The organism is Candidatus Thioglobus autotrophicus (genome assembly GCF_001293165.1).
Taxonomy (GTDB): Bacteria; Pseudomonadota; Gammaproteobacteria; order PS1; family Pseudothioglobaceae; genus Thioglobus_A; species Thioglobus_A autotrophicus.
On sequence record NZ_CP010552.1, the window covers coordinates 1,184,009 to 1,207,636 of the forward strand.

At 39.3% G+C, this 23,628-nt stretch carries 29 protein-coding genes; 6 read left to right on the forward strand and 23 right to left on the reverse strand.

Going from position 1 to position 23,628, the window contains the following annotated elements; genetic code table 11:
- Positions 1–2 precede the first annotated feature (2 nt).
- A complete protein-coding gene (locus SP60_RS06390) occupies positions 3–1,547 on the forward strand; it encodes a LysM peptidoglycan-binding domain-containing protein (protein ID WP_233487246.1) in 1,545 nt (514 codons plus the stop codon).
- Between the two features lie 5 nt (positions 1,548–1,552).
- Positions 1,553–2,245 (forward strand): hypothetical protein, encoded by a 693-nt coding sequence (locus tag SP60_RS06395; protein ID WP_053951829.1) that lies wholly within the window; start codon positions 1,553–1,555, stop codon positions 2,243–2,245.
- Here SP60_RS06395 and SP60_RS06400 read toward each other — a convergent pair.
- From SP60_RS06400 to SP60_RS06475, 16 genes are all read right to left on the reverse strand, one after another.
- A complete protein-coding gene (locus SP60_RS06400; RefSeq protein ID WP_158403349.1) occupies positions 2,229–2,921 on the reverse strand; it encodes a cell division protein FtsQ/DivIB in 693 nt (230 codons plus the stop codon). The two genes, SP60_RS06395 and SP60_RS06400, sit on opposite strands and share 17 nt — an antisense overlap.
- A 76-nt stretch (positions 2,922–2,997) precedes the next feature.
- A complete protein-coding gene (locus SP60_RS06405; protein WP_053951831.1) occupies positions 2,998–3,879 on the reverse strand; it encodes a D-alanine--D-alanine ligase in 882 nt (293 codons plus the stop codon).
- Positions 3,876–4,688: a UDP-N-acetylmuramate dehydrogenase gene (murB, locus tag SP60_RS06410; protein ID WP_053951832.1), complete on the reverse strand. Its 813-nt coding sequence runs from the start codon at positions 4,686–4,688 to the stop codon at positions 3,876–3,878. The genes SP60_RS06405 and murB overlap by 4 nt, the downstream gene beginning before the upstream one ends.
- Before the next feature lie 30 nt (positions 4,689–4,718).
- On the reverse strand, positions 4,719–6,140 hold the full coding sequence (murC, locus tag SP60_RS06415) for a UDP-N-acetylmuramate--L-alanine ligase (RefSeq protein WP_053951833.1): 1,422 nt from the start codon (positions 6,138–6,140) through the stop codon (positions 4,719–4,721).
- A complete protein-coding gene (gene ispF, locus SP60_RS06420) occupies positions 6,137–6,610 on the reverse strand; it encodes a 2-C-methyl-D-erythritol 2,4-cyclodiphosphate synthase (protein WP_053951834.1) in 474 nt (157 codons plus the stop codon). The genes murC and ispF overlap by 4 nt, the downstream gene beginning before the upstream one ends.
- Positions 6,607–7,314: a 2-C-methyl-D-erythritol 4-phosphate cytidylyltransferase gene (gene ispD / locus SP60_RS06425; protein ID WP_053951835.1), complete on the reverse strand. Its 708-nt coding sequence runs from the start codon at positions 7,312–7,314 to the stop codon at positions 6,607–6,609. Before ispD ends, ispF begins: the two co-directional genes overlap by 4 nt.
- Positions 7,315–7,367: 53 nt before the next feature.
- The gene (locus SP60_RS06430) at positions 7,368–7,703 is read right to left on the reverse strand and encodes an FtsB family cell division protein (RefSeq protein ID WP_053951836.1); all 336 of its coding nucleotides are present in this window, start codon (positions 7,701–7,703) and stop codon (positions 7,368–7,370) included.
- Between the two features lie 17 nt (positions 7,704–7,720).
- Positions 7,721–7,984: a hypothetical protein gene (locus tag SP60_RS06435; RefSeq protein WP_144418599.1), complete on the reverse strand. Its 264-nt coding sequence runs from the start codon at positions 7,982–7,984 to the stop codon at positions 7,721–7,723.
- A gap of 52 nt (positions 7,985–8,036) precedes the next feature.
- Positions 8,037–8,432 carry an RDD family protein gene (locus tag SP60_RS06440; protein WP_053951838.1) on the reverse strand — a complete coding sequence of 132 codons (396 nt, stop codon included), beginning with the start codon at positions 8,430–8,432 and terminating at the stop codon, positions 8,037–8,039.
- A complete protein-coding gene (locus SP60_RS06445) occupies positions 8,422–9,246 on the reverse strand; it encodes a peptidoglycan DD-metalloendopeptidase family protein (RefSeq protein WP_233487248.1) in 825 nt (274 codons plus the stop codon). Before SP60_RS06445 ends, SP60_RS06440 begins: the two co-directional genes overlap by 11 nt.
- On the reverse strand, positions 9,233–10,633 hold the full coding sequence (gene xseA / locus SP60_RS06450) for an exodeoxyribonuclease VII large subunit (RefSeq protein ID WP_053951840.1): 1,401 nt from the start codon (positions 10,631–10,633) through the stop codon (positions 9,233–9,235). Before xseA ends, SP60_RS06445 begins: the two co-directional genes overlap by 14 nt.
- 3 nt (positions 10,634–10,636) lie before the next feature.
- Positions 10,637–11,119: a Smr/MutS family protein gene (locus SP60_RS06455; protein ID WP_053951841.1), complete on the reverse strand. Its 483-nt coding sequence runs from the start codon at positions 11,117–11,119 to the stop codon at positions 10,637–10,639.
- A gap of 67 nt (positions 11,120–11,186) precedes the next feature.
- Positions 11,187–11,447, reverse strand: coding sequence for a 30S ribosomal protein S20 (rpsT, locus tag SP60_RS06460; protein ID WP_053951842.1), 261 nt, complete (start codon positions 11,445–11,447; stop codon positions 11,187–11,189).
- A gap of 87 nt (positions 11,448–11,534) precedes the next feature.
- Positions 11,535–12,173 (reverse strand): high frequency lysogenization protein HflD, encoded by a 639-nt coding sequence (gene hflD / locus SP60_RS06465; protein WP_053951843.1) that lies wholly within the window; start codon positions 12,171–12,173, stop codon positions 11,535–11,537.
- On the reverse strand, positions 12,166–13,251 hold the full coding sequence (gene mnmA, locus SP60_RS06470; RefSeq protein ID WP_053951844.1) for a tRNA 2-thiouridine(34) synthase MnmA: 1,086 nt from the start codon (positions 13,249–13,251) through the stop codon (positions 12,166–12,168). The genes hflD and mnmA overlap by 8 nt, the downstream gene beginning before the upstream one ends.
- On the reverse strand, positions 13,244–14,161 hold the full coding sequence (locus SP60_RS06475) for a PhoH family protein (protein ID WP_053951845.1): 918 nt from the start codon (positions 14,159–14,161) through the stop codon (positions 13,244–13,246). The genes mnmA and SP60_RS06475 overlap by 8 nt, the downstream gene beginning before the upstream one ends.
- Positions 14,162–14,282: 121 nt before the next feature.
- On the opposite strand from SP60_RS06475, the gene SP60_RS06480 reads away from it, so the two are divergent.
- The 4 genes from SP60_RS06480 to SP60_RS06495 all read left to right on the forward strand — a co-directional run bounded on the left by SP60_RS06480 (position 14,283) and on the right by SP60_RS06495 (position 16,356).
- The gene (locus SP60_RS06480) at positions 14,283–14,654 is read left to right on the forward strand and encodes a hypothetical protein (RefSeq protein ID WP_144418600.1); all 372 of its coding nucleotides are present in this window, start codon (positions 14,283–14,285) and stop codon (positions 14,652–14,654) included.
- Between the two features lie 69 nt (positions 14,655–14,723).
- A complete protein-coding gene (locus tag SP60_RS06485) occupies positions 14,724–15,218 on the forward strand; it encodes a copper chaperone PCu(A)C (protein ID WP_053951847.1) in 495 nt (164 codons plus the stop codon).
- Positions 15,219–15,908 (forward strand): SCO family protein, encoded by a 690-nt coding sequence (locus tag SP60_RS06490; RefSeq protein WP_053951848.1) that lies wholly within the window; start codon positions 15,219–15,221, stop codon positions 15,906–15,908. It begins immediately after the preceding gene.
- The gene (locus tag SP60_RS06495; RefSeq protein WP_053951849.1) at positions 15,898–16,356 is read left to right on the forward strand and encodes a hypothetical protein; all 459 of its coding nucleotides are present in this window, start codon (positions 15,898–15,900) and stop codon (positions 16,354–16,356) included. Before SP60_RS06490 ends, SP60_RS06495 begins: the two co-directional genes overlap by 11 nt.
- Here SP60_RS06495 and miaB read toward each other — a convergent pair.
- The 7 genes from miaB to ahcY form a co-directional block, all read right to left on the reverse strand.
- Entirely contained in the window at positions 16,349–17,671 is a 1,323-nt protein-coding gene (miaB, locus tag SP60_RS06500) for a tRNA (N6-isopentenyl adenosine(37)-C2)-methylthiotransferase MiaB (RefSeq protein WP_144418601.1), read from the reverse strand. The genes SP60_RS06495 and miaB overlap by 8 nt on opposite strands.
- 12 nt (positions 17,672–17,683) lie before the next feature.
- On the reverse strand, positions 17,684–18,721 hold the full coding sequence (locus tag SP60_RS06505; RefSeq protein ID WP_053951851.1) for a mechanosensitive ion channel family protein: 1,038 nt from the start codon (positions 18,719–18,721) through the stop codon (positions 17,684–17,686).
- 17 nt (positions 18,722–18,738) lie between these two features.
- Positions 18,739–19,305 carry a M23 family metallopeptidase gene (locus SP60_RS06510; RefSeq protein WP_053951852.1) on the reverse strand — a complete coding sequence of 189 codons (567 nt, stop codon included), beginning with the start codon at positions 19,303–19,305 and terminating at the stop codon, positions 18,739–18,741.
- The gene (locus SP60_RS06515; protein ID WP_053951853.1) at positions 19,295–19,867 is read right to left on the reverse strand and encodes a YqaA family protein; all 573 of its coding nucleotides are present in this window, start codon (positions 19,865–19,867) and stop codon (positions 19,295–19,297) included. The genes SP60_RS06510 and SP60_RS06515 overlap by 11 nt, the downstream gene beginning before the upstream one ends.
- Positions 19,868–19,873: 6 nt before the next feature.
- Positions 19,874–20,773 carry a glycine--tRNA ligase subunit alpha gene (glyQ, locus tag SP60_RS06520; RefSeq protein ID WP_053951854.1) on the reverse strand — a complete coding sequence of 300 codons (900 nt, stop codon included), beginning with the start codon at positions 20,771–20,773 and terminating at the stop codon, positions 19,874–19,876.
- A 276-nt stretch (positions 20,774–21,049) separates the two neighbouring features.
- Positions 21,050–21,967: a GDP-D-glucose phosphorylase 1 family protein gene (locus SP60_RS06525; protein ID WP_144418602.1), complete on the reverse strand. Its 918-nt coding sequence runs from the start codon at positions 21,965–21,967 to the stop codon at positions 21,050–21,052.
- Between the two features lie 278 nt (positions 21,968–22,245).
- On the reverse strand, positions 22,246–23,616 hold the full coding sequence (gene ahcY / locus SP60_RS06530) for an adenosylhomocysteinase (RefSeq protein WP_053951856.1): 1,371 nt from the start codon (positions 23,614–23,616) through the stop codon (positions 22,246–22,248).
- Positions 23,617–23,628 lie beyond the last annotated feature (12 nt).

Consider the following 23,628-nt stretch of genomic DNA (forward strand, 5'->3'; position numbering starts at 1 on the left):
GAGTGATTAAACAATCTCTATTTGCTAGCTTTTTGTTTTTGGGTGCTTGCAGCTCTCAAACAAACAATGCAATAAGCCAGTTAAGCAAAACTGACGCACCACAAATGGCGAGTGTTAAATCGATTGCTGAAAAAGATCTTTGGCGTTATATTACCAATAGATCAACCTTAAAAGCGCCGAGTCAAAAACAATTGTATTGGCATATCGATTGGTTTAAAAAACATCCTGATTATTTAACGCGTATTACCAAGCGCGCCAATCCTTATTTGCATTTAGTTGTGCAAGAGGTTGAAAAAGCAGGATTGCCACTTGAAATTGCCCTACTACCTATTGTGGAATCTGCGTATTATCCATTTTCATATTCCCACGGTACAGCGTCTGGACTCTGGCAGTTTATTCCATCGACAGGCAGGCTTTATGGTTTAAGGGATAACTGGTGGTATGACGCGAGACGTGATGTGCTAGCCTCTACCAAGGCAGCAGTAAAATATTTGAAAAATTTAAATAAGCTGTTTAAAGGTGACTGGTTGCTAGCTATTGCGGCTTATAACTCTGGCCCAGGGCGTGTGCAAAGGGCCATCCGAGATAACAAAAAACAAGGTAAGCCAACTGACTTCTGGCATTTGAAATTGCCGAGTGAAACCAAAGGTTATGTGCCTAGACTGTTAGCGGTGACCGAGCTAATCAAGCATCCTGAAAAATATGCACAGACTATTACACCTGTTGAGAATAAAGCTATTTTGCGCTCCATTCGACTAAAAACTCAATTTGACTTGGCTTTAATTGCCGAATGGTCTGCTGTAGAGTTGGAGGATTTGTACACTTTAAATCCTGGTTTAAAGCGTTGGGCAACGCCTAACAAAGGTTCTTATACTTTGTTGCTGCCTAATAAGAACATGGACTTGTTTAAGAAGGCTATGCTTGGCAACCCAGATATGGCTCGACTAAAATGGATACGTCACCTAGTTAAGCAGGGGGATAGCTTGAGTATGATTGCACAGCAATATGCAACTACCACCAGTCAAATTATCAGTGTCAATCAGTTAGAAGATCACTTGATTAAAGCGGGTGATTATTTAATTGTACCTATTGCTAAAAAAGGTGCTAAAGCCTATTCATCATCAGAATCTGAGCGAGAAAAATCTCGTTTAAATGCGAATAAAGCGGGACGCAAAGTTATTCACCTTGTTAAAGCGGGAGATAGTTTATGGTCAATTTCTAGGCAATATCAAGTTAGTATTAATCAACTTATTAAATGGAACCATATTAAGCGCTCAGAGCCTTTAAAATTAGGCAAAAAATTAGTGCTTTGGCAAGCTAACGTTGCATCAAATAAAGATTTATCGTCGGTTACTTCACTGGGTATTGATATTGATAGAAAAGTGGTTTACCGGGTAAAAAGTGGCGATAATTTATCAGTTATTGCGCTTAAGTTTGGAGTGAGTGTTAAACAGATTAAACACTGGAATCAGCTTAGTAATAAACCCCTGCAGCCAGGCCAAAGACTAACTATTATGGTTAATGTTATTAATTCAAAAATGAAATAAATATTATGAATATACTTCCTATCAATAAAATTATCTTAGCCAGTTTTGCCTTTGCGCTTACGCATTGGAAAAAGATTGCTGAAATCTCGATTCTTCCAGTGGCTATTTCACTGCCATTATTAATGATATTGCCGCAAATGCTTGAGTTGATGGAAATGGTCTTTCAAGGCGGGGATCTGAGCGAGGTGATATTGCCAGACAATACCCCTATATATTTGCTGTTTTTTTTATATGGCTACATCATGTTGTCAGTTAATATGTATCGTTTGGTTGTATTGGGTGAGCAGAGCGTTGTGGCTTTATCGCCAATTTTTAATATTCGTCAAATTTTTAGATTTATTGGTTTAACGCTTTTTATTGGGTTTGTGACTACGGTGCCTGTTATGCTGACAGGTATTGGCTTTTTACAACTAATTATTTATTTTTTAATTATGCCAATTACCCTTAATTTTATTAATATTGCCACTAACCAGCCTTCAAAATATAAATGGCAATTAAGTTTTGCTTCTCAGACTAATTTGTTTTTATTGCAAGCTATTATTCCTGCTTTAATTGGTATGATTTTCACAGCATTGTTTAATGCTGTAGGTTTGCCAGAGGCTTTTGGGTGGGGAGTTAAGATAATTCTCTTTTACTGGGGCTTGGTTAATTTGGCATTATGTTATCAATTAATTCAAAAGGCTAATACTTCAGCGTAAAGCCTTTTGGATAGCGCATATCATAAGTCATCTTATGTAGTTTTTTGAGGGATATTTTCTGTCTCAATTTTTGATAAATTTTAATAAAGTTTTTTAGTCGTTGTTGCTGATTGTTGTAGCCAAGGATAACCGTCATGTTTGGCTTAATGGTTAAACGATCAATATTACTTCTTGCTAAAGAAAGAATTTTCATCTCTGCCAAGATGGTTTGATAGGTACGATAATCTTTAAAAAGTGCAGTACTTTGCTCTGGGCTGTGATTAGATTTAAGTAGTGCTAGAGGCTCGCTTTCTTGAGAATTAGACTGATAGGATAAGTTTTTAGGCGTAATTAACACACCTTCGGTGGTGATATAGCCTTGGCATTTTTTTGATTCAGTGGTTTGATTGCAAGCAATATTCTGCCAATGAGTAGCAATCTGGTGTGTGGTTATATTGATCCCAATAGCATCCCAAAACAAGCGTTTTACTTGGGCGTATTGCACCCAAGGGTGCCGCTCTAATACGTATTTAATTTCATGTAAATCGAGTTGGTAAGCCTCATTGATTAATGACTTTATTTGTTGTTCGAGTGCTTCTATATTAACGAGATCGCTGCGATCTATTGTCCAATTGATATCCACTTTTAGTAATTCACGCGGATTGTAATGGGTGGCACTCCAGCCGATGATTGCCATGATTAGAATCAAGATGGCTGGTTTAAGCCACAATCTTAAATATTGAGAAAAAGACCGTCTATGCCGGTTTTTACTTTTAAGCTTCATCGATAATTTGTTGAACCAGTTGTTCAAAGGTAATGCCTGCTGCTTTAGCAGCCATTGGCACTAGCGAATGAGAGGTCATACCAGGAACCGTGTTAATTTCTAATAAACAAGGTGCGTTATGCTTATCTAGAATAAAGTCGACTCTCCCCCAGCCTGTTGCATTGATCGCTTGAAAAGCTTTTAGTGCAATTTTTTGTAATTGGTTTTCTTGTTCTTTGCTTAAGTCGCAGGGGCAAAGGTATTGAGTGGTGTTTGATAGGTATTTGGATTCATAATTATAAAAGTCCTGGTCGGTGACAATTTTAATGACAGGCAGAGTCTTATTACCCAATATGGCAACCGTATACTCTTCTCCTGCAATCCACTGTTCAATTAATATTTTGTCATCATAGCGCTGAGCAAGTGTTAGAGCACTGTCGAGTTGCGAGCGATTGGTGACTTTGCTAATGCCGATGCTAGATCCTTCTGAAGCCGGCTTAACCGCCCAAGGCAGAGGGAAGTTAATATCAGGCAGTTGAGACTCTTTATTGACTAGAACAGAAGCCGCCAAAGGCAGGTTTTCAGACTGCCAAATTTCTTTGCATAGGTGTTTATCCATGCCATTTGCACTGGCAGTTGAATTGGAGCCAGTATAGGCAATATGACGATCTTCCAGTTGTTTTTGTATCACCCCATCTTCACCACCGCGACCATGTAAGACAATAAAGGCTAAGTCAAATTTTTGCGACCAGAGGTTGTTTAGGTTGTCACCATGCCAGTCAAATTTAAAGCAGGCAATGTGTTGAGATTTTAATGCTTGGTAAACAGCCTCTCCACTATCTAAAGACACTTTTCGTTCAGCAGAGTTGCCACCCATTAATACTGCAATCATATAATTTTTAGCTCGGTTTCTAAATCAATATCAAAATTTGATTTTACGGTTTGTTGGATATGAAGGATTAAGTTTTCAATATCAGCAGCGCTAGCATGCTGATGGTTGATAATAAAGTTGGCATGTTTATTCGATACACAAGCACCACCAATACAAAACCCTTTCAACTGAGACTTTTCAATCAACTCAGCGGCATAATGCTTGGCTGGATTTTTAAAAACACTGCCACAACTTGGTAAGCCAATAGGCTGAGTGTTGTTTCTTTTTTGTAAAAGTTGTTGAATATTCTGATTAGAAGGTTTTTGATTAAACACCAATTCTGCAGAAATAAAAAATTCATGAGAATGGGTTGGCGTTGCCTGGCGATAACCAATGTCAAAATCAGCTGGCTGACGCTGAAACACTTCCCCTGAGGTATTCATAGTATTCACACACTTAACAAACTGCCAAAATTCCGAACCAAAGGCACCGGCATTCATAGCCAATGCGCCACCAATTGTGCCAGGAATGGCGCTTAGGAACTCCGCACCATATAGGTTTTTCTCTTGTGCAAATCTGGATAATTTGGCGAGCGTTACACCAGCCTCTGCCGTTATGTGAGTTTGACTAATGTGTAGAGATTTAAGCTGAGTTAGCTTGATGACAACACCATCAAACCCTGAATCACGAACTAGGAGGTTACTACCCAATCCGAGCAATAAAACCGGTTTGGTATTTGACTGTAGAAATTGAGCGAGTGTTTGAATGCTTTCTGGCATAAACAAATCTTGCGCCATTCCACCTGCGCGTAAAGAGCAGTGTGAAGCCATTGGTTCACTATGTTTTAGCACGTTGATAATTCAACCATAATTTGATTTTAATAGACCAGGTACTTTGTGAATATCGCCTGCACCCAAGGTTAGTATTACATCATTTTGATTAATCATATGAGGTAATACCTTTAAAACTTCTTGCGCATCTTTAATAACAACTGGATTTAAGGTTGAACGCTTTCTAATGGATTCTGCTAAGGTTGAACTGCTAATTTGAGCAATAGGCTCTTCACTAGCCGGGTAGATATCTAGCAAAATTAAGCCATCTGCCTGGCTTAAAATACGTGCAAAATCATCAAATAGATCTCGGGTTCTTGAATAGCGATGTGGCTGAAAAATAACCACCAGGCGCTTATCGGGATAGGTATTTTTGAGTGAGTCAAAAATAGCGCTAATTTCTACAGGGTGGTGTCCATAATCATCAAATAGATCAAGAGAATGTTGCTGAATCTTTAGTTGGCCATGGTAATCTAGCCTTCTAGCAACGCCAGAAAAATGACTCAGTGCAGATTGAATAATATCAATATCAATATCAAGCTCACAGCAAACACCAATAGCCGCTAAGGTGTTAAGAATATTATGTCTGCCAATTAGATTAAGCTGTATTGAGAAGGGTTGATTATATTTTGGGTGATCACGAGTGTAAACAACATCAAAATGCATTTGCATGCCAACTTGCTTAACATTAACAGCACGTATATCAGCCTTTGAATTAAACCCGTAGCTGATCACAGGGCGATGAATGTCAGCAATAATATCACTCACACCTTGATCGTCACTACATAGAATACAGGCACCGTAAAAAGGTAAATTTGAAGTGAAACTGACAAACGTATCTTTTAATTGCTGATAGTTGTTATCATAAGTTTCCATATGATCTTGGTCAACATTGGTAATAACGCTTAACATCGGTTGCAGATGCAGAAAAGAAGCATCAGATTCATCCGCTTCTGCAATTAAGTAATCGCTCGCACCTAATTTAGCATTAACACCATTAGAATTTAAAATACCGCCAATAATATAAGTAGGATCGAGCTCAGCCTGATTTAGAATGTGAGCAATAATACTGGTTGTAGTGGTTTTTCCATGGGTTCCGGCAATAGCAATACCAAAACGAAAACGCATAATTTCGGCCAACATTTCCGCCCTAGGAACAACAGGAATATGCAGTTGTTGAGCTTTTTTTAACTCAGGGTTGCTGGCGCTGATAGCACTAGAAATGACGACTGCTTGTACATCACTAATATTTTTCGCATGATGTTGATAGCTAATTTTACAGCCCATTTTTGAGAGTCTATCGGTAATATTATTTTGCTGAAGATCCGAGCCAGAAATTTGATAACCAAGGTTGTGTAATACCTCTGCAATACCACTCATACCGGATCCACCAATGCCAATAAAATGAATTTTATGGATTCTAGACCTGGATACTTGTCTTAAATTGTTCATGCTTGTATGACGCTTATAATGCATAACACTTGAATGCCTTCGCCTTTACCAAAAGCACTCAAACCCTCGCCAGTAGTTGCTGTGATACCAATATCATCTGTAGAGATGTCAAATAATTGTGCGATATTTTTTTTCATATCAGCCATAAATGGTGAAATCTTTGGCGTCAAACATTCAATAGAGATGGCGATATGTTGTACTTGCCAAGTATTTAAATCTTGTAAGGCAAGCTTAAGATATTCACGGCTATCTGTTACCCCTTGTTGACAAAGATTGTCTGCTTTTTCACCCAGTATATTGACACCAGTGATAGAGGAAACCGCGTTGGTTAGAGCGTGAAGCACTACATCGCCATCACTATTTGCACGTAAACCTTGGGCATACTTACAGTCAACGCCTGCCAATAATAGAGTTTTACTATTGTTTTCAAAAGCATGTGAATCTTGTCCTAGGCCGGTTTTGAATTTCATGAGATTTGGGTTTGGGTTAGATAAAAATTGGCTAAAGCCAAGTCTTCAGGATTAGTAATTTTTAGATTGGTTTTTGAGGATTCAACTAACAAAGAATTCCAGCCCATGTGTTCAATTGCGCTAGCTTCATCTGTTATGTTGACGCCATCACTATGAGCGCTATTGAGAGCTTTTAATAGTAAGCCAAATCGATACATCTGAGGTGTTTGCGCTTGCCAAAGATTGCTTCTATCGACTGTAGATTCAGCCTTTTGATGGCTTGCTTTTTTAATAGTATCAACGACTTTGGTTGCTAACAATCCGCCAATTTCTTGACCTTCAAGCTGTTGAATAAGATTTTCAACATCGTCAGCTTTAATACAAGGTCGGGCCGCATCATGGACCAAAACCCAATCGTTATCTTGAACAAAAGGCTTAAGTGCATTAAGTGCATTGATGACTGAGTGGTAGCGTTCTTTGCCGCCAGTAACGACTGATAAAAGTTTGGGATGGTGACAATATTTAGATGATTCAAATAAAGTATCTTGTTTTGAAATTGCCACCACACAGCCTTTTATTTTTTCAATATTGAGTAAGGTTGATAGGCTTTGATCAAGAACGCTAAGACCATTATCTAGTTGTAAATACTGCTTTGAAACAGTCGCCTGCATCCGCGTTCCAACGCCACTGGCGGGTACAACAAGATAGCAATGATCAGTTGACATAAGGTTTGAAATTAAACTAGATTATTTTTTATTATACCCAAGCGACGCTGGTTTTAATCTTGATCAGAAATGCTGATTTGGTAGTATTTTTCACCCGGTTTAATTAGGCCAAATTTTTGTCGAGCCATAGACTCTAAAATTTCTAATTTTTGATCTGATTTTGCGTTGAGCTCTAGCTGGAGCTTTGAGTTATCTTGTTTCAGTTGTTGGTTAGTAGTAAGATTTTGCTCAAGCACGGCTTGTTTATCGTACACGTCAAAAGGAAAGGAGTTAACAACAAAGTTCTGACGAATGAGTGCAACTAGCACAACCAGCAAAATAATACTAATCCAGTAGCGATAAAAAAAGCCAAATAAACTATTTGGCTTTTTTAGAGAGTTAATGTTCAATGTTGTGACTTAAGGTATTAGCCGTCAGCAAGATTTTGACCATCTTTAGCATCTTGCGCAAACATCCAAATTGAGCCGCCAATAATATAAATAGTAGAGGCGATGACGCCGAAAGCAGCAATCCACTCTGCTGTTCCAGTAATAACTTCAATGTATGAAAGGATAATCAAGGCTAATGGCGCAACTAAAGAAACTGCCAATGTGCTGATCATTAAAATATTGCCTTTTGCACTACTGTTATCGACTGTTGAGCTCATGTCTTTATCCCTTGATGAATTCATTAATTAATTAAAAATATTATATCACAGATCTTTTTGCCTTTCTTGACGTAAGTCAATTTTTCACCAATAAGGTATGGGAAATTTTGTCGTGCCAAGCTAGGTTATTTTGATTAAAAAGTTGGTATATAAAGCCACTACCTAATGTTAAAAATGAGATAAATCCTGCCAGAAACCGCACGAAAGCCTGTTGATGAGTGATGCTTTGCTGATTGGGCTGGATGACTTGAAATTTCCAAGCTTTCATACCAATGGTTTGACGCCCTTTAACCCAAGAAATAGTAAAGTATAAATAAATACTTGGCAGGGTAATTAAGTAGAAAAAAGCATCACCCATGCCGCCAAATAAAGCATTGGTCACCAAGCCTATAAAAAAGACCAAGGAAAAAGCTAGGCAGGTATCGTAAAACATAGCGCCTAAACGGCGAAATAAAGAGACATTAGATTTCATTATTTATCAGTAGGTTGGGGTTGATTACGGTTTGGTTAAGGTAAATGCCAAAATGTAGGTGCGGTCCTGTCGCTCTGCCTGTTTGACCTATTGTACCAATAATATCACCTTGTTTGACGATCTGACCAGCTTCAACTAGGCGTTTGTTTAAATGAATATAAACGCTAATCAGTCCCTGTCCATGGTCAATAAAGACAGTATTACCATTAAAGAAAAATTCATCACTAATGATGACTTTGCCACTCGCCGAGGCTTTAATGTTAGCACCAGTTTCTCCGGCATAATCTAAGCCTGTGTGTGGGCGTCGAGCTTGCCCATTGTAAAAGCGCTTAAAGCCAAAAGGACTAGTGGTTACACCTGGAACAGGGCGCATAAAGGCAGATTCTTGAATACTGGCATCTGAGAAGGTTTTACGAGCTTTGGATAGAATTGGGCGCTCTTGCTTGATTCTATCCATGTGTGACAAATTAGGATTAACATATTTTTTATTTTTTCCGCTGAGGGTAATATGCTGCTCTTGATAGGCATGCTCTCCAACTTTAAAAGTGATTTGGCGTGTGGAAAAGTCTTTAATGGTAAGTTGCTTATCGCCTGTTTTGGCTAGTAAAGGAATACCAATGAGCGCTTGCCAATGCGTATCGTTAAGGTGTTGAATGTAGACCGGAACTTGACTGTAAAAAGCTTTTGGATTGCTGTGGTTGGTATAAAAATCAACTACGGCAACACCGCCTGGTACAGGGGTGTTTTTAATCGTTAGATTTGCCATAACAGTTAGTGGCAAAAGTAGCAGAAGTAAGAGTTTAATTTTTTTCAATTTTTTCCACCTTAGAATAAATAACGCCATCACTTAGGCGCGTTTGGATGGTTTGTCCGGATTGAGCCTGGGTTGTTAATGTGAGTACTTGTTGCTTGGTATTGGTGGTAATACTATACCCTCTAGATAGAGTGCTGAGAGGGGATAGATGCTCGAGCGCATATGCATGGTTGGCGAGTTGGTTTTTTTGTTGATTAATCAATTGCCGCGTTGCATTTTTAAGTCGAATGTTTAACTGTACAAGTGTTTGTTTGTGATGTTGGATCAGCTGACTGATTTGCTGATTTAGGCGTTTAGCTGATAGCTGATTAAGAGTTATGGCGTGTTTAATTTGCGCCTCTGGTGAGTGTTGTTTCAAGTTGGAAGACAAGCTACCCAGTTTAAATTTTTGGCTGTCAACAATACTGGTAATGATATTCCCTAGGCGATGTGATAAGTAATCCAGTTGTTGAGACAAATAGTTGAGTTGCCTATCAGGTGTGATAATTCTCAGTTGGAGCTGATCAAGATAGGCTTGTTGACGTTGTTGATTTTGAGCAATCTGCTGGCGTAATAGGCTTGATAATTTTACCACACGAGAAAGCAATTCTAATTTATCAGGGGTGGCCAGCATGGCAGCAGCACTCGGTGTCGGTGCACGTACGTCAGCAACAAAATCAGCAATAGTGGTATCTGTTTCATGACCAATAGCACTAATAATAGGCGTTTTAGCATGGTAGATAATGCGGGCCAATGATTCTTCATTGAAAGCCCATAAATCTTCCAATGACCCACCGCCACGAGCAATAATTAGCACATCACAGCGCTGAGAATTGTCTGCTGCAATAATAGCTTGCTCGATTTTTGCAGCCGCACCTTGTCCTTGAACGACGCTGTCAAATAATAAAATATCAGCAAAAGGGTAGCGCTTGTTAAGCACCTTGATAATATCTTGAATAACAGAGCCTGTAGATGAAGAGATAACACCAATCGTGTTGACTTGAGTAGGTAGTATTTTTTTATGGGAAGGATCAAACAAGCCTTCATCAGTAAGCTTACTTTTTAATTGTTCAAAGGCAAGATTAAGATTGCCCACGCCAACAGGTTCAATCTGTTGAACAATCAGTTGAAAATCTCCTCGCGCCTCGTACAAGGTGGGTGCGGCGCGTACCAAAATCTCCATGCCATTTTCAGGTGTAAATTTAACATTGCGCTGATTGAGACGAAATAGAGCGCAACGAACTTGAGTTTTGTTGTCTTTTAATGAGAAGTACCAGTGTCCAGAAGCAGGACGCGCTAAGTTAGATATTTCTCCTTGTAGCCAGCAAGTTGGAATATTATTCTCAACTGTTTTATTACACAACGATAAGAAGTTAGAGACACTATAAATTTCATCTAAATTAAACATAGGCTAGTGTTTAAGCAGGGCGAATACCGCTCCTGTACCACCATCTTTATCAGGACAAGAATTAAAAGCAAGCACTTGAGGATGTTGACTTAGGAAGCTAACAACCTGGGTTTTTAAAATACTCATACCATTTTCAGAGTGATAACCTTTGCCATGAATAATATGAACAAACTCTTCATGCTGATGATGATGCATAAACTGACTCATTGATTCACAAGCTTCAACTACCGTCTGTCCATGAAGGTCTAGTGTTGGTGTGTAACCAATATCGCCGCGTTTCATTTTTTTGATGATTTTTGGTGATAGGCCGCCTTTAGCGTAAGCTACGATCTCTGAGCCGTTTAATCGCGCTTCAGTAATATAGCTGTAAGCAGTGAAGGCTGGCTGATTAGCTTGGTGAGCTACTTGCCTAGTGCTATCTTTATCAATGGGCGCATTGGCATCAACACTGGCTCTAAACAGTTGTTTATCGTCGTCGTTGATCATGATTTGGTTTGTACATTAAAAAAGCCCTCAAAAGAGGGCTTAATTATAGCAATGTTAAATAAGTTTTTTACAGAGCTTTAATTTGTGCATTAATACGAGCCTTCTTTCTAGCCGCTTGATTTTTATGCATAAGACCCTTGCTAACTGACTGGTCAATCATTTTTTGCATTTCAACATAACCACCTTGAGCCTCTTCTTTGTTACCAGCTTCTAGTGCATAAGAGACTTTTTTGATGAAAGTACGTACTTTAGCGCGAATTTGAGAATTATGCTTGTTACGTTTTGTTGCTTGTCTTGCGCGTTTTTTTGAACCTGCTGAATTGGCCATTGTGTTATATAAGGATTAAAATAATTAAAGGCGTAATTATAAAGTCTTAGTGAGAAAAAGTCTAGTAAAAATTTAAAATTTAAATGACTAGGATTGTGCGAGATTTTCTGGCGAGTTAGTAGCGCTCTCTATTAAATCTATAGTCTTGAGTATCTTGCGCTTCTTGATGAGTAAATGCCAGGTTTTGCCACCTTGAGATCTCCATAAAGAAGCTGCTCGTATGCCAGATAATAGCAGTGCTCTAATATGGTCCGCAGTACGTTGATTGGATAAATACACTTGCTCACCCTTGACCATGATCCTAGGGTTGAGCTCGCCTAGGGTTGATTTGTATAACTCACCCAAGCGAGCAATAGAATTGGTATGCGTAATTTCAAAGAACGCTTGTTTGTTAAGGGTATTGATCTCAGCAGTAATAGTATCCAGCAAGGCGGGATTTTTCATCAACTTCTTTTCTAGATTAATCAGCGACAAAGTGTAGAAAGTAATAACTTGCATGGATTTTGTTTTTTTACCTAACACCGCTTTCAAGGTGGAGATGCCAATAGACAGTTGTTTTTGTGAGTTAAAAATATCCACTACATTCGAGCTAGTGTTGACGATACTACCGAGGCTGGCACTAGCGCATTCGTTATGGCAGCTACCATTTGAAGCGAGCTGATCAACTAATGCTGCACTTTGTAAAATACCTGCAAGGGCTAGCGTTTGATTTTCTATTTTATTCATAGTTCCTTTGTTCAATAATGGCGCCACCTAGGCAAATGTCTGCTTGATAAAACACCACAGATTGCCCAGGCGTTATCGCTCTTTGTGGAAGTTCGAAAATAACCTTTAGTGAATCACCGTAGCTAATAACCTGGCAATTTTGTGAAGCTTGTCGGTAACGAATTTTAGCCTGGCAATCAAGGGGTAAGTTTGGCGGAGTTCCAATCCAATGTAGATTGGAAGTGGCGAGCGTCTGGTGATATAAAAGCGGATGATTACCCTGGACCACTAAAAGCTCATTAGTATCGATGTGCTTATCGGCGACAAACCAAGGCTCTGGCGAGTCACTAAAGCCGCCGCCAATTTCCAAGCCTTTTCTTTGGCCAATAGTATAAAAAGCCAAACCTTGATGGTGTTTGATAAAATTTCCATGCTCATCAACTATATTGCCCGGCTGTTTAGGTAGATAAGTTTGTAAAAATTGTGAAAAATTACGCTCCCCAATAAAACAAATTCCAGTGGAGTCTTTTTTATCAGCTGTGATTAAATCATGTTTTTTGGCCAGTGCGCGCACGTCAGTTTTGCTAATTTCTCCCAACGGAAACAAACTTTTACTCAGTTGGTTTTGATTTAAAAGATGCAAGAAATAGCTTTGATCTTTGCTATCGTCCAGTCCAGCTCTAAGTTGGTATTCACCATTGTCTTGTGTAATTCTAGCGTAGTGGCCTGTGGCAATTTTGTCAGCCCCTAGTGACAGAGCGTGTTCAAGAAAAACCTTAAATTTTATTTTTTGATTGCAAAGTACATCTGGATTTGGGGTTCTGCCTTTTTTGTGCTCTTGTAAAAAATGTTCAAAAACATCCTCCCAATAATCTGCCGAAAAATTAATACTATGAAGTTTTATGCCGAGTTTGTCGGCTACTTTTTGTGCATCTGATAAGTCTTGTTCGGCGGTGCAGTGGCCGTCTTTATCATCCTCATCCCAATTTTTCATAAACAAAGCTTCTACTTCGTAGCCTTGTTCTAACAGCATGAGTGCGGCAACTGATGAATCAACACCACCCGATAAGCCAACTATGATTTTTCCAAGCTTATTCAAAGATTTCGTAAGCCTGCACAATGCGTTGGACTAATTTGTGTCTCACCACATCTCGAGAATGAAAATGACAAAAAGAAATCTTAGACTCACTTTCTAACACTTTCATTGCATGTAGTAAGCCTGATTGATTAGGTCGAGCTAAGTCAATTTGAGTGACATCACCGGTAATCACCATTTTTGAGCCGAAACCCATGCGCGTTAAAAACATCTTCATTTGTTCGGTGGTCGTGTTTTGCGCTTCATCGAGAATGATAAAAGCTTCATTTAGTGTACGTCCGCGCATAAAAGCTAAAGGCGCTACTTCAATAATGTTTTTGTCCAATAATTTGGTGACTTTATCAAAGCCCATCATTTCGTATAATGCATCATAAATGGGGCGTAGATAAGGGTCTACCTTTTCAGTTAGATCACCTGGTAAAAAGCCAAGCTTCTCACCCGCTTCAACCGCAGGTCGAACCAATATAATGCGTCTAACATCTGAGTGTTCGAGCGCTTCAACAGCGCGCGCAACAGCGAGGTAGGTTTTTCCAGTACCCGCAGGGCCAATACCAAACGTACAATCTTGATCCTTAATGGCTTTGACGTAATGTTGTTGATTTTTTGAGCGCACATGAATAAATTTGCGCTTAGTTTTGATATTGACTGATTCGCCAGGTAAGTCGTCTTCTGTGTAAGCTTTTAAACTCATTTCAACGTCATGAACTTCAATTGTTTGAGTTTGTGATAGGGCGCTTAAATCTTGCAAAATTCGAGCTGCCAAGTGTTTGTTGTCGCCGCGTATAACAAACTCTTCGCCTTTATTGTTAATGTCCACATTTAGACTTTTGGCAATGGTTTCTAAATGGCGATCAAATGATCCGCAAACGTTAGCGAGCTGCTCGGTGTTATTAACTTCTAGAGTGATATGCATAAAATATATTTTAGCATTTTTGCTGGCAACAATAAAAACAGTTGTCTTATTAGAATTTCAAAATACGTTATGATACAATGATTAAAATACATAACAAGGGCAGTAGATAAATATGCGTTTAATGATGGGCAATAAATCCCTATACGCTATTCGTATGACAATATTAGTCATGCTGTTTCAGCTGTTATCTCCAGCAGCTTCAGCGCTGATTGCAGAGTCACAGAAGAACGGGGAGTTTGCTGTTGTTTGCACCCTGCAAGGTTATCAGCAAGTTTGGATTGAAGCGAATAATCCACAAAAGCACTCTAATACTTTAAATTGTCCAATTTGCTTATTGGCTTTAAGCTCGCTAGACGTTATAAGTCCAGATACTGGGCGTGCTATTAACAGGGTTGATGAGGGTGTAATTTACACCTCAGCGATTCAAAAAAATACCCAATTAAGTAATTTATCTCAATCTTTTGCCATTCGTGCGCCACCTCTTTTTAGCTAATAGAAATTTTTACAATCCCACTGACGATTGATAGTGGGATAAATACTATACAGTTAAAAGGAAAAAACCATGCTAAACAATATTAAAAAAATACTATTTATATTAGTGGCATTCGTCAGTATAACAGCGACAAATGCCGCATCTCACGCACACCAAAACAATCACGTAAATCATCAAATCACTATTACAGACCCCTGGATTCGTTCAGCGCCTATTAATGCACCTGCATTAGGCTTGTTTATGAATATTAGTAATAATACTAATCAGGAGGTTAGACTAATTTCTGCTCACACTAAGGGCTATAAACGCATTGAATTACACAGAACAATTGATAGTAATGGTGTTATGAAAATGGTTAAACAGGCGTTTATGCCAATTCCTGCACATGCTAAATTGCACTTAAAGCCTGGTAGTTGGCATATTATGCTAATTGCACCAGAGCAAGTGCCAAGTGAAGGTGAGCAGGTTAGCGTGAGTCTTAAGTTTAATGACGGCAGTACGCAAACGATTCAAGTTTTGGTTAGAAAGGGAGGAATGATGATGCAACATCATTCGATGCATTAAATGAGAGCTAAGTTTTTTATGGTGGCTGGTGCGGCTATCTTGTTGATAGCTGCAGTACTCTATTCTTTGAGCGGTAGCAAAGATTATAGAAGTTTAAATGCTAAATTAACAGCAGCGCAAATCATGCATAATCCGCAGAGGCCGTTATCTACATTCTCTTTGAGTGATCATAATGGCGATGTGTTTAATAATAACAGTCTTATGGGTGATTGGTCGCTGGTGTTGTTTATCTATACTCATTGCCCAGATGTCTGCCCAACGGAATTAGCCAATATGGCTATGTTGAAAGCGCAGCTTAAAAATAAGCACGCAGCTATTATTCCTAAAGTCGTTGCCATTACATTTGACCCTCTAAGAGATACGCCCAAGGTACTGAAAACCTATGTTGCTCATTTTGATAAAGCGTTTATCGGTGTATCAGGCGATACCCAACAAATTGACCAACTAGTTAAGGATTTGGGTGCGTATTATGAGCGCGTGGTTTATGATGAAGCAGGCAAGCCAATAACGCTTAAAAAGCACGAGCCATTACCTGATGACGCAATAGAGAAGGGCTATGTGATTAATCATACGGCTAGAGTCTATTTAATGAGTCCCGATGGGCAAGTTTTAGCTGGTTTTCCAACACCGCATAAGGTGGATGATATGGCTAATGATATCGAATTATTAATCAAAGCTTTTGAAGAATAGAAATGCCCTTCTGGCCATTTTGGCAAGCTTGCTTATCGTTGGTGGCTATCTATATCAATGGGTGAATGAACGCTCCGTTACCCATGATGTTCAAGTGTCAAAGTGTCAAATATCAAAATCGATCTGTATGGTCGGCTTGGATGGCGATAAAAGTATTGAGTTTAGTATTACACCACAAGGCATTCCTACCACTCAAGCTCTATCACTCAGTGTGTTAACGCACGGCTTGGATGCAGATGAAATATCGGTTAATTTTGAAGGCATTGAGATTGATCATCACTTACCTCCTTACCTACTCAATAAAATAGATGATGAAAAGTACATAGGTAAGGGTTTTTTGTCACTGTGTGTGCTTGATACCATGCATTGGTTGGCGCATGTTAAGATTCAAGAAGGGCAAACTATTTGGCGTATTTCATTCCCATTCGAGACGCACAAGGCTAACTAAGCAGCTCACCCACTAAAGAATTGCCGCGAGCAGCGGTGATCTTGACATTAACAATTTGACCAATAAGTGATTCATCGCCTGCAAAATGTGTATTGCGCATATTTTCAGTGCGTCCGAACATGCCGTCACTTTTTTTAGCCTTATTTTCTACTAATATTTTTTGCACACTACCGACCATGGATTTTGAAATAACTTCGGTTGATTCATCAATAGTTTTTTGCACGCGCGCTAGGCGATCTTTTTTCACCTGCATATCAACATCATCAACAAAATTACCCGCTGGCGTACCTGGGCGAGCAGAGTAGATGAAACTAAAAGATTTATCAAAACCAATGTCATCGATAAGCTTCATAGTCTGTTCAAAATCTTGATCATTTTCACCTGGAAAGCCAATAATAAAATCACTAGATATGGAAATATCAGGTCGAATTTCACGTAATTTCCTGATCTTTGATTTGTATTCGAGCGCCATATGTCCGCGTTTCATTAGCCCTAAAATTTTGTCAGAGCCACTTTGAATAGGTAAGTGCAAATGTGAAACTAGCTCAGGCACCTCAGCGTAAGCTTCAATGAGTGAGTCTGAAAATTCAACTGGGTGAGAGGTGGTGTAGCGAATGCGATCAATGCCGTCAATTTGTGCAACAATATTAATCAAAAATGCCAAATCAGCCAATTCTCCATCATCCATTAATCCTTGATAAGCATTAACATTTTGACCCAATAAATTAACCTCACGAACGCCTTGTTTGGCCAGTATTCCTACTTCCTTAATGACGTCATTAAAAGGGCGAGAAACTTCTTCTCCACGTGTGTAAGGTACGACGCAAAATGTGCAATACTTACTACAGCCTTCCATAATAGAAACAAACGCACTAACGCCGTTTGATTCTGGCTCGGGTAAGTGGTCAAATTTTTCAATCTCAGGAAAAGAGATATCAATACTGGTTTGTTTGTCATTCAACACTTCGTTAAGCATTGTCGGCAAACGGTGTAGAGTTTGCGGCCCAAAGATAATGTCCACATACGGTGCGCGTTTAAGGATTAGTTCACCTTCTTGCGAGGCCACACAACCACCAACACCAATCACTAAATTAGGATTTTTTTCTTTAAGTTTGCGCCAGCGACCCAGCTGATGGAATAGTTTTTCTTGGGCTTTTTCACGGATAGAGCATGTATTGAGTAGTAGTACATCTGCCTCACCCGCTTCATCCGTGAGTGTTAAGTTGTGTGAGTGTTTCAGTACGTTGACCATTTGGTCAGAATCGTACTCATTCATTTGGCACCCAAAAGTGCGGATGTGTAATTTATTCATTATTAAGGCTTGCTACTACGATTCGGCGCTATTCTGAATATGTAGCGTTTGAGTTGGGAAGGCAATCTCGGCTTGGTGAGATTCAATAATTTTGGCCACTTGAAGCAAGACGTCTTGCTTGATTTTTTGATATTCACCCTTGCCAGTTGTATTGGTGAAGGCGTAGAGATTAAAATCAATTGATGAAGCATTAAAATAGTTAAAGTACACTCGTAATGATTGAGTTTGATCAATATCTTTGCGCATTTTCAGCATATTCTCAACCTCGGTTACAATCAATGGCATTTGCTTAATGTCATCATAGCGAATGCCAATCACTTCATTAATGCGACGATTGGTCATGCGCGAGGGTGTTTCGATAGGGATTGAGGCGAAAATTGAATTAGGGATATAGACTGGATTTTTGCTAAAAGTGCGAATGCGTGTCATGCGCCAGCCAATTTTTTCAACGGTACCTTCAAACTCGCTAGAGCGAATCCAGTCGCCGGTAGAAAAAGGCTTATCCATTTGAATCATCAGGCCGCCAAAAATATTGCTTAGCATGTCTTTAGCCGCAAAGCCCATAACAATGCCGCCAACACCACCAAATGTTAGTAGACTTGAAATTGAAAAACCTAGAAATTGAGCAACCCCCAGCAAAATAGCAACAATAACCAAAATCTTAATGAGTCTTGAGAATAATCTGACAGAGTCATTATCAACGTTATTGTTATCTTCAATTAGGTAGGTTTCAACGCCTGAAATCACGCGCACAACGCCCCATGTAATAATAAATATTGGGGTGATGTCAATATATTCAGTCACGGAAGCCAGCACCTCAATTTGGTCTTTAAAGGCGACAATAGAGAAGTAAATCCAGCCAAACCAAATAAGAGCTTTAAGTGGGGTAGAAATGGATTTGATCAGATGATCATCGAGCTGATTTGTAGTTTTATCAGTGTGCTTGATAATCTGATTTAAGATGAAGCCAAGAATTACATGCGCAACCAGTGCCACAACAAATAAAATACCAACGGCTTGGTAGGGTGTCATATTTTGTAAAAAATCATTCATAATCAATATTTTAGTCTTTATTTTAGATATTTTAGCGGATCAATGGTTTGTTCGAATTTTTTCATTTCAAAGTAAAACGGCTGGCTATTAGTGCTGGCAATAACCTGATTTTTGCTAATTTGATCGCCAACCGCAACTGACAAAGACTGGCTTTGAGTATAGGTGCTATAAAACCCCAATGGGTGACGAATAATAATCATGGTGCCGTGGCTTTTCATTTTGTCACCAATATAGATAACTTTACCTTTACGAATGGCGCGAATTTTTTGCCCAGATTGCGTGTTAAAAGTTAAGCCTTGGTGTTTTTTAGAGAAAGTTTGGCTAACTTTTGCGCTCACTGGAGTGCGCCAGGTTTTGCGTTGATTGGATTTTTGCTGAGGCTGAGATTTTTGTTGACTAACTTTTGCCGTACTTTTATCTACGGTTCGGTGATTTTTTTCACTGGGCTGAATAGTCAGACGTTGCTGATTAATATTCTCTAAATGGCTAGATTTTTCAACAACAATGACAGCTTGTTTGGGTGTTGTAGAATAACACCCACTGAGTGATAGTAACACAACCAAACTGAATAATTTAACCAACATACCAAGCTCCAAAAATAACAATAACAATTAATCCGTAGCCTAAACGATCAATGTATTTTTGCAACCATTGATCACATTGACTACCGTAGGTTTTAACCAGACTGGCTACAAGATAGTAGCGTGCGCCACGTGCGAGTATTGAAATCACAATAAACGGCAAAAGCGCCATGGCCATGCTACCTGCGGTAATGGTGGCGAGTTTATAAGGAATAGGGCTAAACGCCGCCACACCAACAACCCAGATGCCGTATTGATCAAAAAAATCTTTCACCGCATAGATTGCATTGGGCTTAATGAGTTCGGTTGTGAGTAAGAAATTAAGTAGAATTTCGCCCAAAAAATAACCGACCAAGCCGCCTAAAACCGAAAACAGAGTTGTGATTAAGGCGAAGTAATAAGCCTTTTCAGGACGCTTTAGCACCATTGGTGCCAAGATAATATCAGGTGGCGGGTAAGGCAAAATAGAGGATTCTAAAAAACTAACTATTGATAGCCAGTAAATCGCAAATTGACTTTGAGCCCAATCCAGGGTTTTTTGATAAAGTCTAGAAAAGATCTGCATGGTGCTTTAGCTGTCTTGCACCATTGGAAAGCCCAATGCTTCTCGAGAGTCAAGGTAAGTTTGTGCGACTTTTTGGCTCATAGCTCGTACGCGACGAATAAAGCGCGCTCGATCTGTCACACTAATAGCATGACGGGCATCGAGCAAGTTAAATAAATGAGAGGCTTTCATCACCTGCTCATACGCAGGATAAGGCAGTGCTTTTTCAATCAACTGCTCGTTCATAGCTTCTGCTTCATCAAATTGTTTAAATAAAACATCGGTATCTGCAATTTCAAAATTATAGGTAGATTGCTCCACTTCATTTTGGTGGAAAACATCGCCATAGCTCACGCCTTCTGTCCAAACCAAATCAAACACACTGTCAACACCCTGAAGATACATAGCCAAACGCTCAAGACCATAAGTCAGTTCGCCCGCAACTGGCTTACAAGCCAATCCACCGACCTGCTGGAAGTAAGTAAATTGCGAGACTTCCATGCCGTTTAGCCAAATTTCCCAGCCCAAACCCCAGGCGCCAAGTGTTGGCGATTCCCAGTTGTCCTCTACAAAACGCACATCGTGTTTTGCCAGGTCGATACCAATTTCAGCCAAAGACTCTAAATACAAATCTTGAATATCCTTGGGCGAGGGTTTTAGAATAACTTGGAACTGGTAGTAATGTTGCAGGCGGTTTGGATTTTCACCATAACGCCCATCTGTTGGGCGGCGTGAAGGCTGCACATAAGCTGCTTTCCAAGGCTCGGGACCTATAGCCCTTAAAAAGGTTGCTGGATGAAAGGTACCAGCGCCCATTTCCATATCAAAAGGTTGCAGTAAAGTACAACCTTTGGACGCCCAAAAAGTTTGCAGCTTTAAGATTAAATTTTGGAAAGAGGCGCTTGCATCTAAGTCTGAAATTGACATAAGTCAGTTTGGAATAAGTCTAAAAATTACAAAAATTTTACCGCATCAAACCACAATAGATTGGGTTTTATTGATAGATAAAATAGAGAAAAATGAGGGTTTTTATAGATAAAACCGAGAAGAATTATTTAAAACCCCCAAAAGTTAAAAAAGCAATATGGAGATAAGGTCTTTTTTAACAATTACTAAATGTTGAGGTTATTTAGTAATTGCGTCAATTATAGCAAAAAAAAACGATTTTAGTATAATTGACCAAAATACTATATTAATAATTTACTAGGTTATTTTGAGTTTTAATAATTCCGCTTTAAGTTTGTCTTCACTCAAATGATCGTAGTCATCAAGTGTGGCAGTATTAACACCGCCACAGGCTTCATACCAAGCGTATCCAGAAGTCCAGCTCGCATGCTTATAATCATCTTGACGCTGTCGAACGACACACAAAATAGCTTGATTTCGATAGATTAAATGATAGGGTTGCTCGTCACGATGTAGGCTTTGAACAAACTCCCAAGCGTCATTAACCGAATTAAACCAATAGTTAATTAAAGGAAATTTATCATCATTTTCAATGGGTAATGGCTGCTCACGAACAAAACACTGCAGATGAAAATGATTAACCGAGGCGTAGGCACCATATGAATTGTAAGCCAAAGTAAAACCTTTTATGTTTAAGCCAATGGCATTGGCCATCATCCAGGCAAATTGATGTAATTCCGGCGTGAGTAGTTGTGGATGTTGCTTTTCTGCTTCAACCACGACTAGTCCGTGGTATTTCGCAAAAGGGAATTTGTTATAAAAAAGTGAGATCTCTTTAGAGAATAGTTTGCCTTGGAAGAGCAATTCTTTTTGCAAAAAATCTTTATTAAAATGAAAACCATTTTCGTTAAAGTCTGCACTCATGCCTTGGGTTTTGGCACTAGACATGCGCTGTGGGCGCAAGGCTCGCAGTGGATTGTATTGCAGTTCAAAGTTGCCAAGGATTTTGTGTTTAGTGGCCTCCAAGGTATTTAAATCAAGTTTGAGTAGTTGCTTAAAAACGATCACGTCATCTTCAGCGCCCGTTATTTCTCCCATTTTAAGCTGTTCAAATTTTTGGATTAATACTGGCTTTAACGCTCTCCAGAGTTTTTCATCAGACAAAGCGTTGGCGAGCACTAAAATAAACACCCCTAACTCGTTATTATTTAACATTTTTTCCAAATTATTGGAAAATTCCTTTTCGAAGTGGTATGTGTCAGTAAAAATAGGGTTTATCATGGTAAATACCTTAAAAATAAGCGATTTTTAGTTAATTTCATTAAAAAATAGCCAAATATTGCTTTAAAAGTGCCATTTTTTGTTAATTTTGTCGATTTATTGTTTTGCTTTAAAAAATTTAGCAAATAATCCAAATGACGTAAAAAATGCGACCCGAAAGCCGCACTTGTACCCCCCTTTCGGGGTGTTTTTTATTTTACTAAAGCTAGAGTCTAGTATTTATAAGATTCTGGCTTAAATGGACCTTCTTTCGAGACATTAATGTAATCTGCTTGCGTATCAGTTAGTTTGGTTAATACACCGCCAAATCCACCAACCATACCGGCTGCTACTTCTTCGTCAAGCTTTTTAGGGAGAACCTCTACGTAAATATCACCACCACGTGATGCAAATTTTGCATCAAACAGGTGCATTTGCGCCAATACTTGGTTAGCAAATGAGCCGTCCATAATGCGTGAAGGGTGGCCTGTAGCGTTTCCTAGGTTAACTAGGCGACCTTCTGATAAAAGAATTAGGTAATCGTTTTTATCGTCGCTGCGATAAACGCGGTGAACCTGAGGCTTAACCTCATCCCAGCGCCAATTATCACGCATGTATTGCGTGTCGATTTCATTGTCAAAATGACCAATATTACATACTACAGAGCCCGCTTTAAGCGTTTGTAACATAGCAGAATCACACACATTGTAGTTACCTGTCGTGGTGACAATTAGGTCAGTTGTCGCTAATAAGCGTTTATTGATATCATCAGTTTTTCCGGTGTTATTGCCCTGATTATAAGGCGATACAATTTCGAACCCGTCCATGCAAGCTTGCATGGCACAGATTGGGTCAATTTCAGCAATTTTAACAATCATGCCTTCTTGACGCAGAGATTGCGCTGAGCCTTTACCAACGTCACCATAGCCAATAACCAACGCTTTTTTACCTGACATAAGCATATCAGTACCACGCTTGATTGCATCATTTAAGGAATGACGACAGCCGTATTTATTGTCATTTTTTGACTTGGTAACAGAATCGTTAACATTGATCGCTGGCACTTTAAGTGTGCCTGCTTCCATCATCTCAAGTAGACGGTGAACGCCAGTTGTGGTTTCTTCACTAATGCCGTGAATATCGTTAAGCATTTCTGGGTATTTGTCGTGTAGCATTTCAGTTAAGTCGCCACCATCATCAAGTACCATATTGGCATTCCAAGGCTTACCATTGTCTAAAATCGTTTGTTCAATACACCATAAAAACTCTTCCTCTGTTTCACCTTTCCAAGCAAAAGTAGGAATATCTGCGGCAACCATTGCTGCGGCTGCATGATCTTGAGTTGAAAAAATATTACAACTTGACCAGCGCACTTGTGCACCGAGGTCAACCAAGGTTTCCATTAATACTGCTGTTTGAATGGTCATGTGAATACAGCCCAAGATGCGCGCATCTTTTAGAGGTTGTTCGTTACGGTACTTATCACGCAATGTCATTAGTGCTGGCATTTCCGCTTCGGCTAATTCTACTTCTTTACGCCCGTAATCAGCCAATGACATGTCTGCTACTTTATAGTCGTTGTTATTCATTGTTGAGTTGCTCATTTTTTCTCCTTT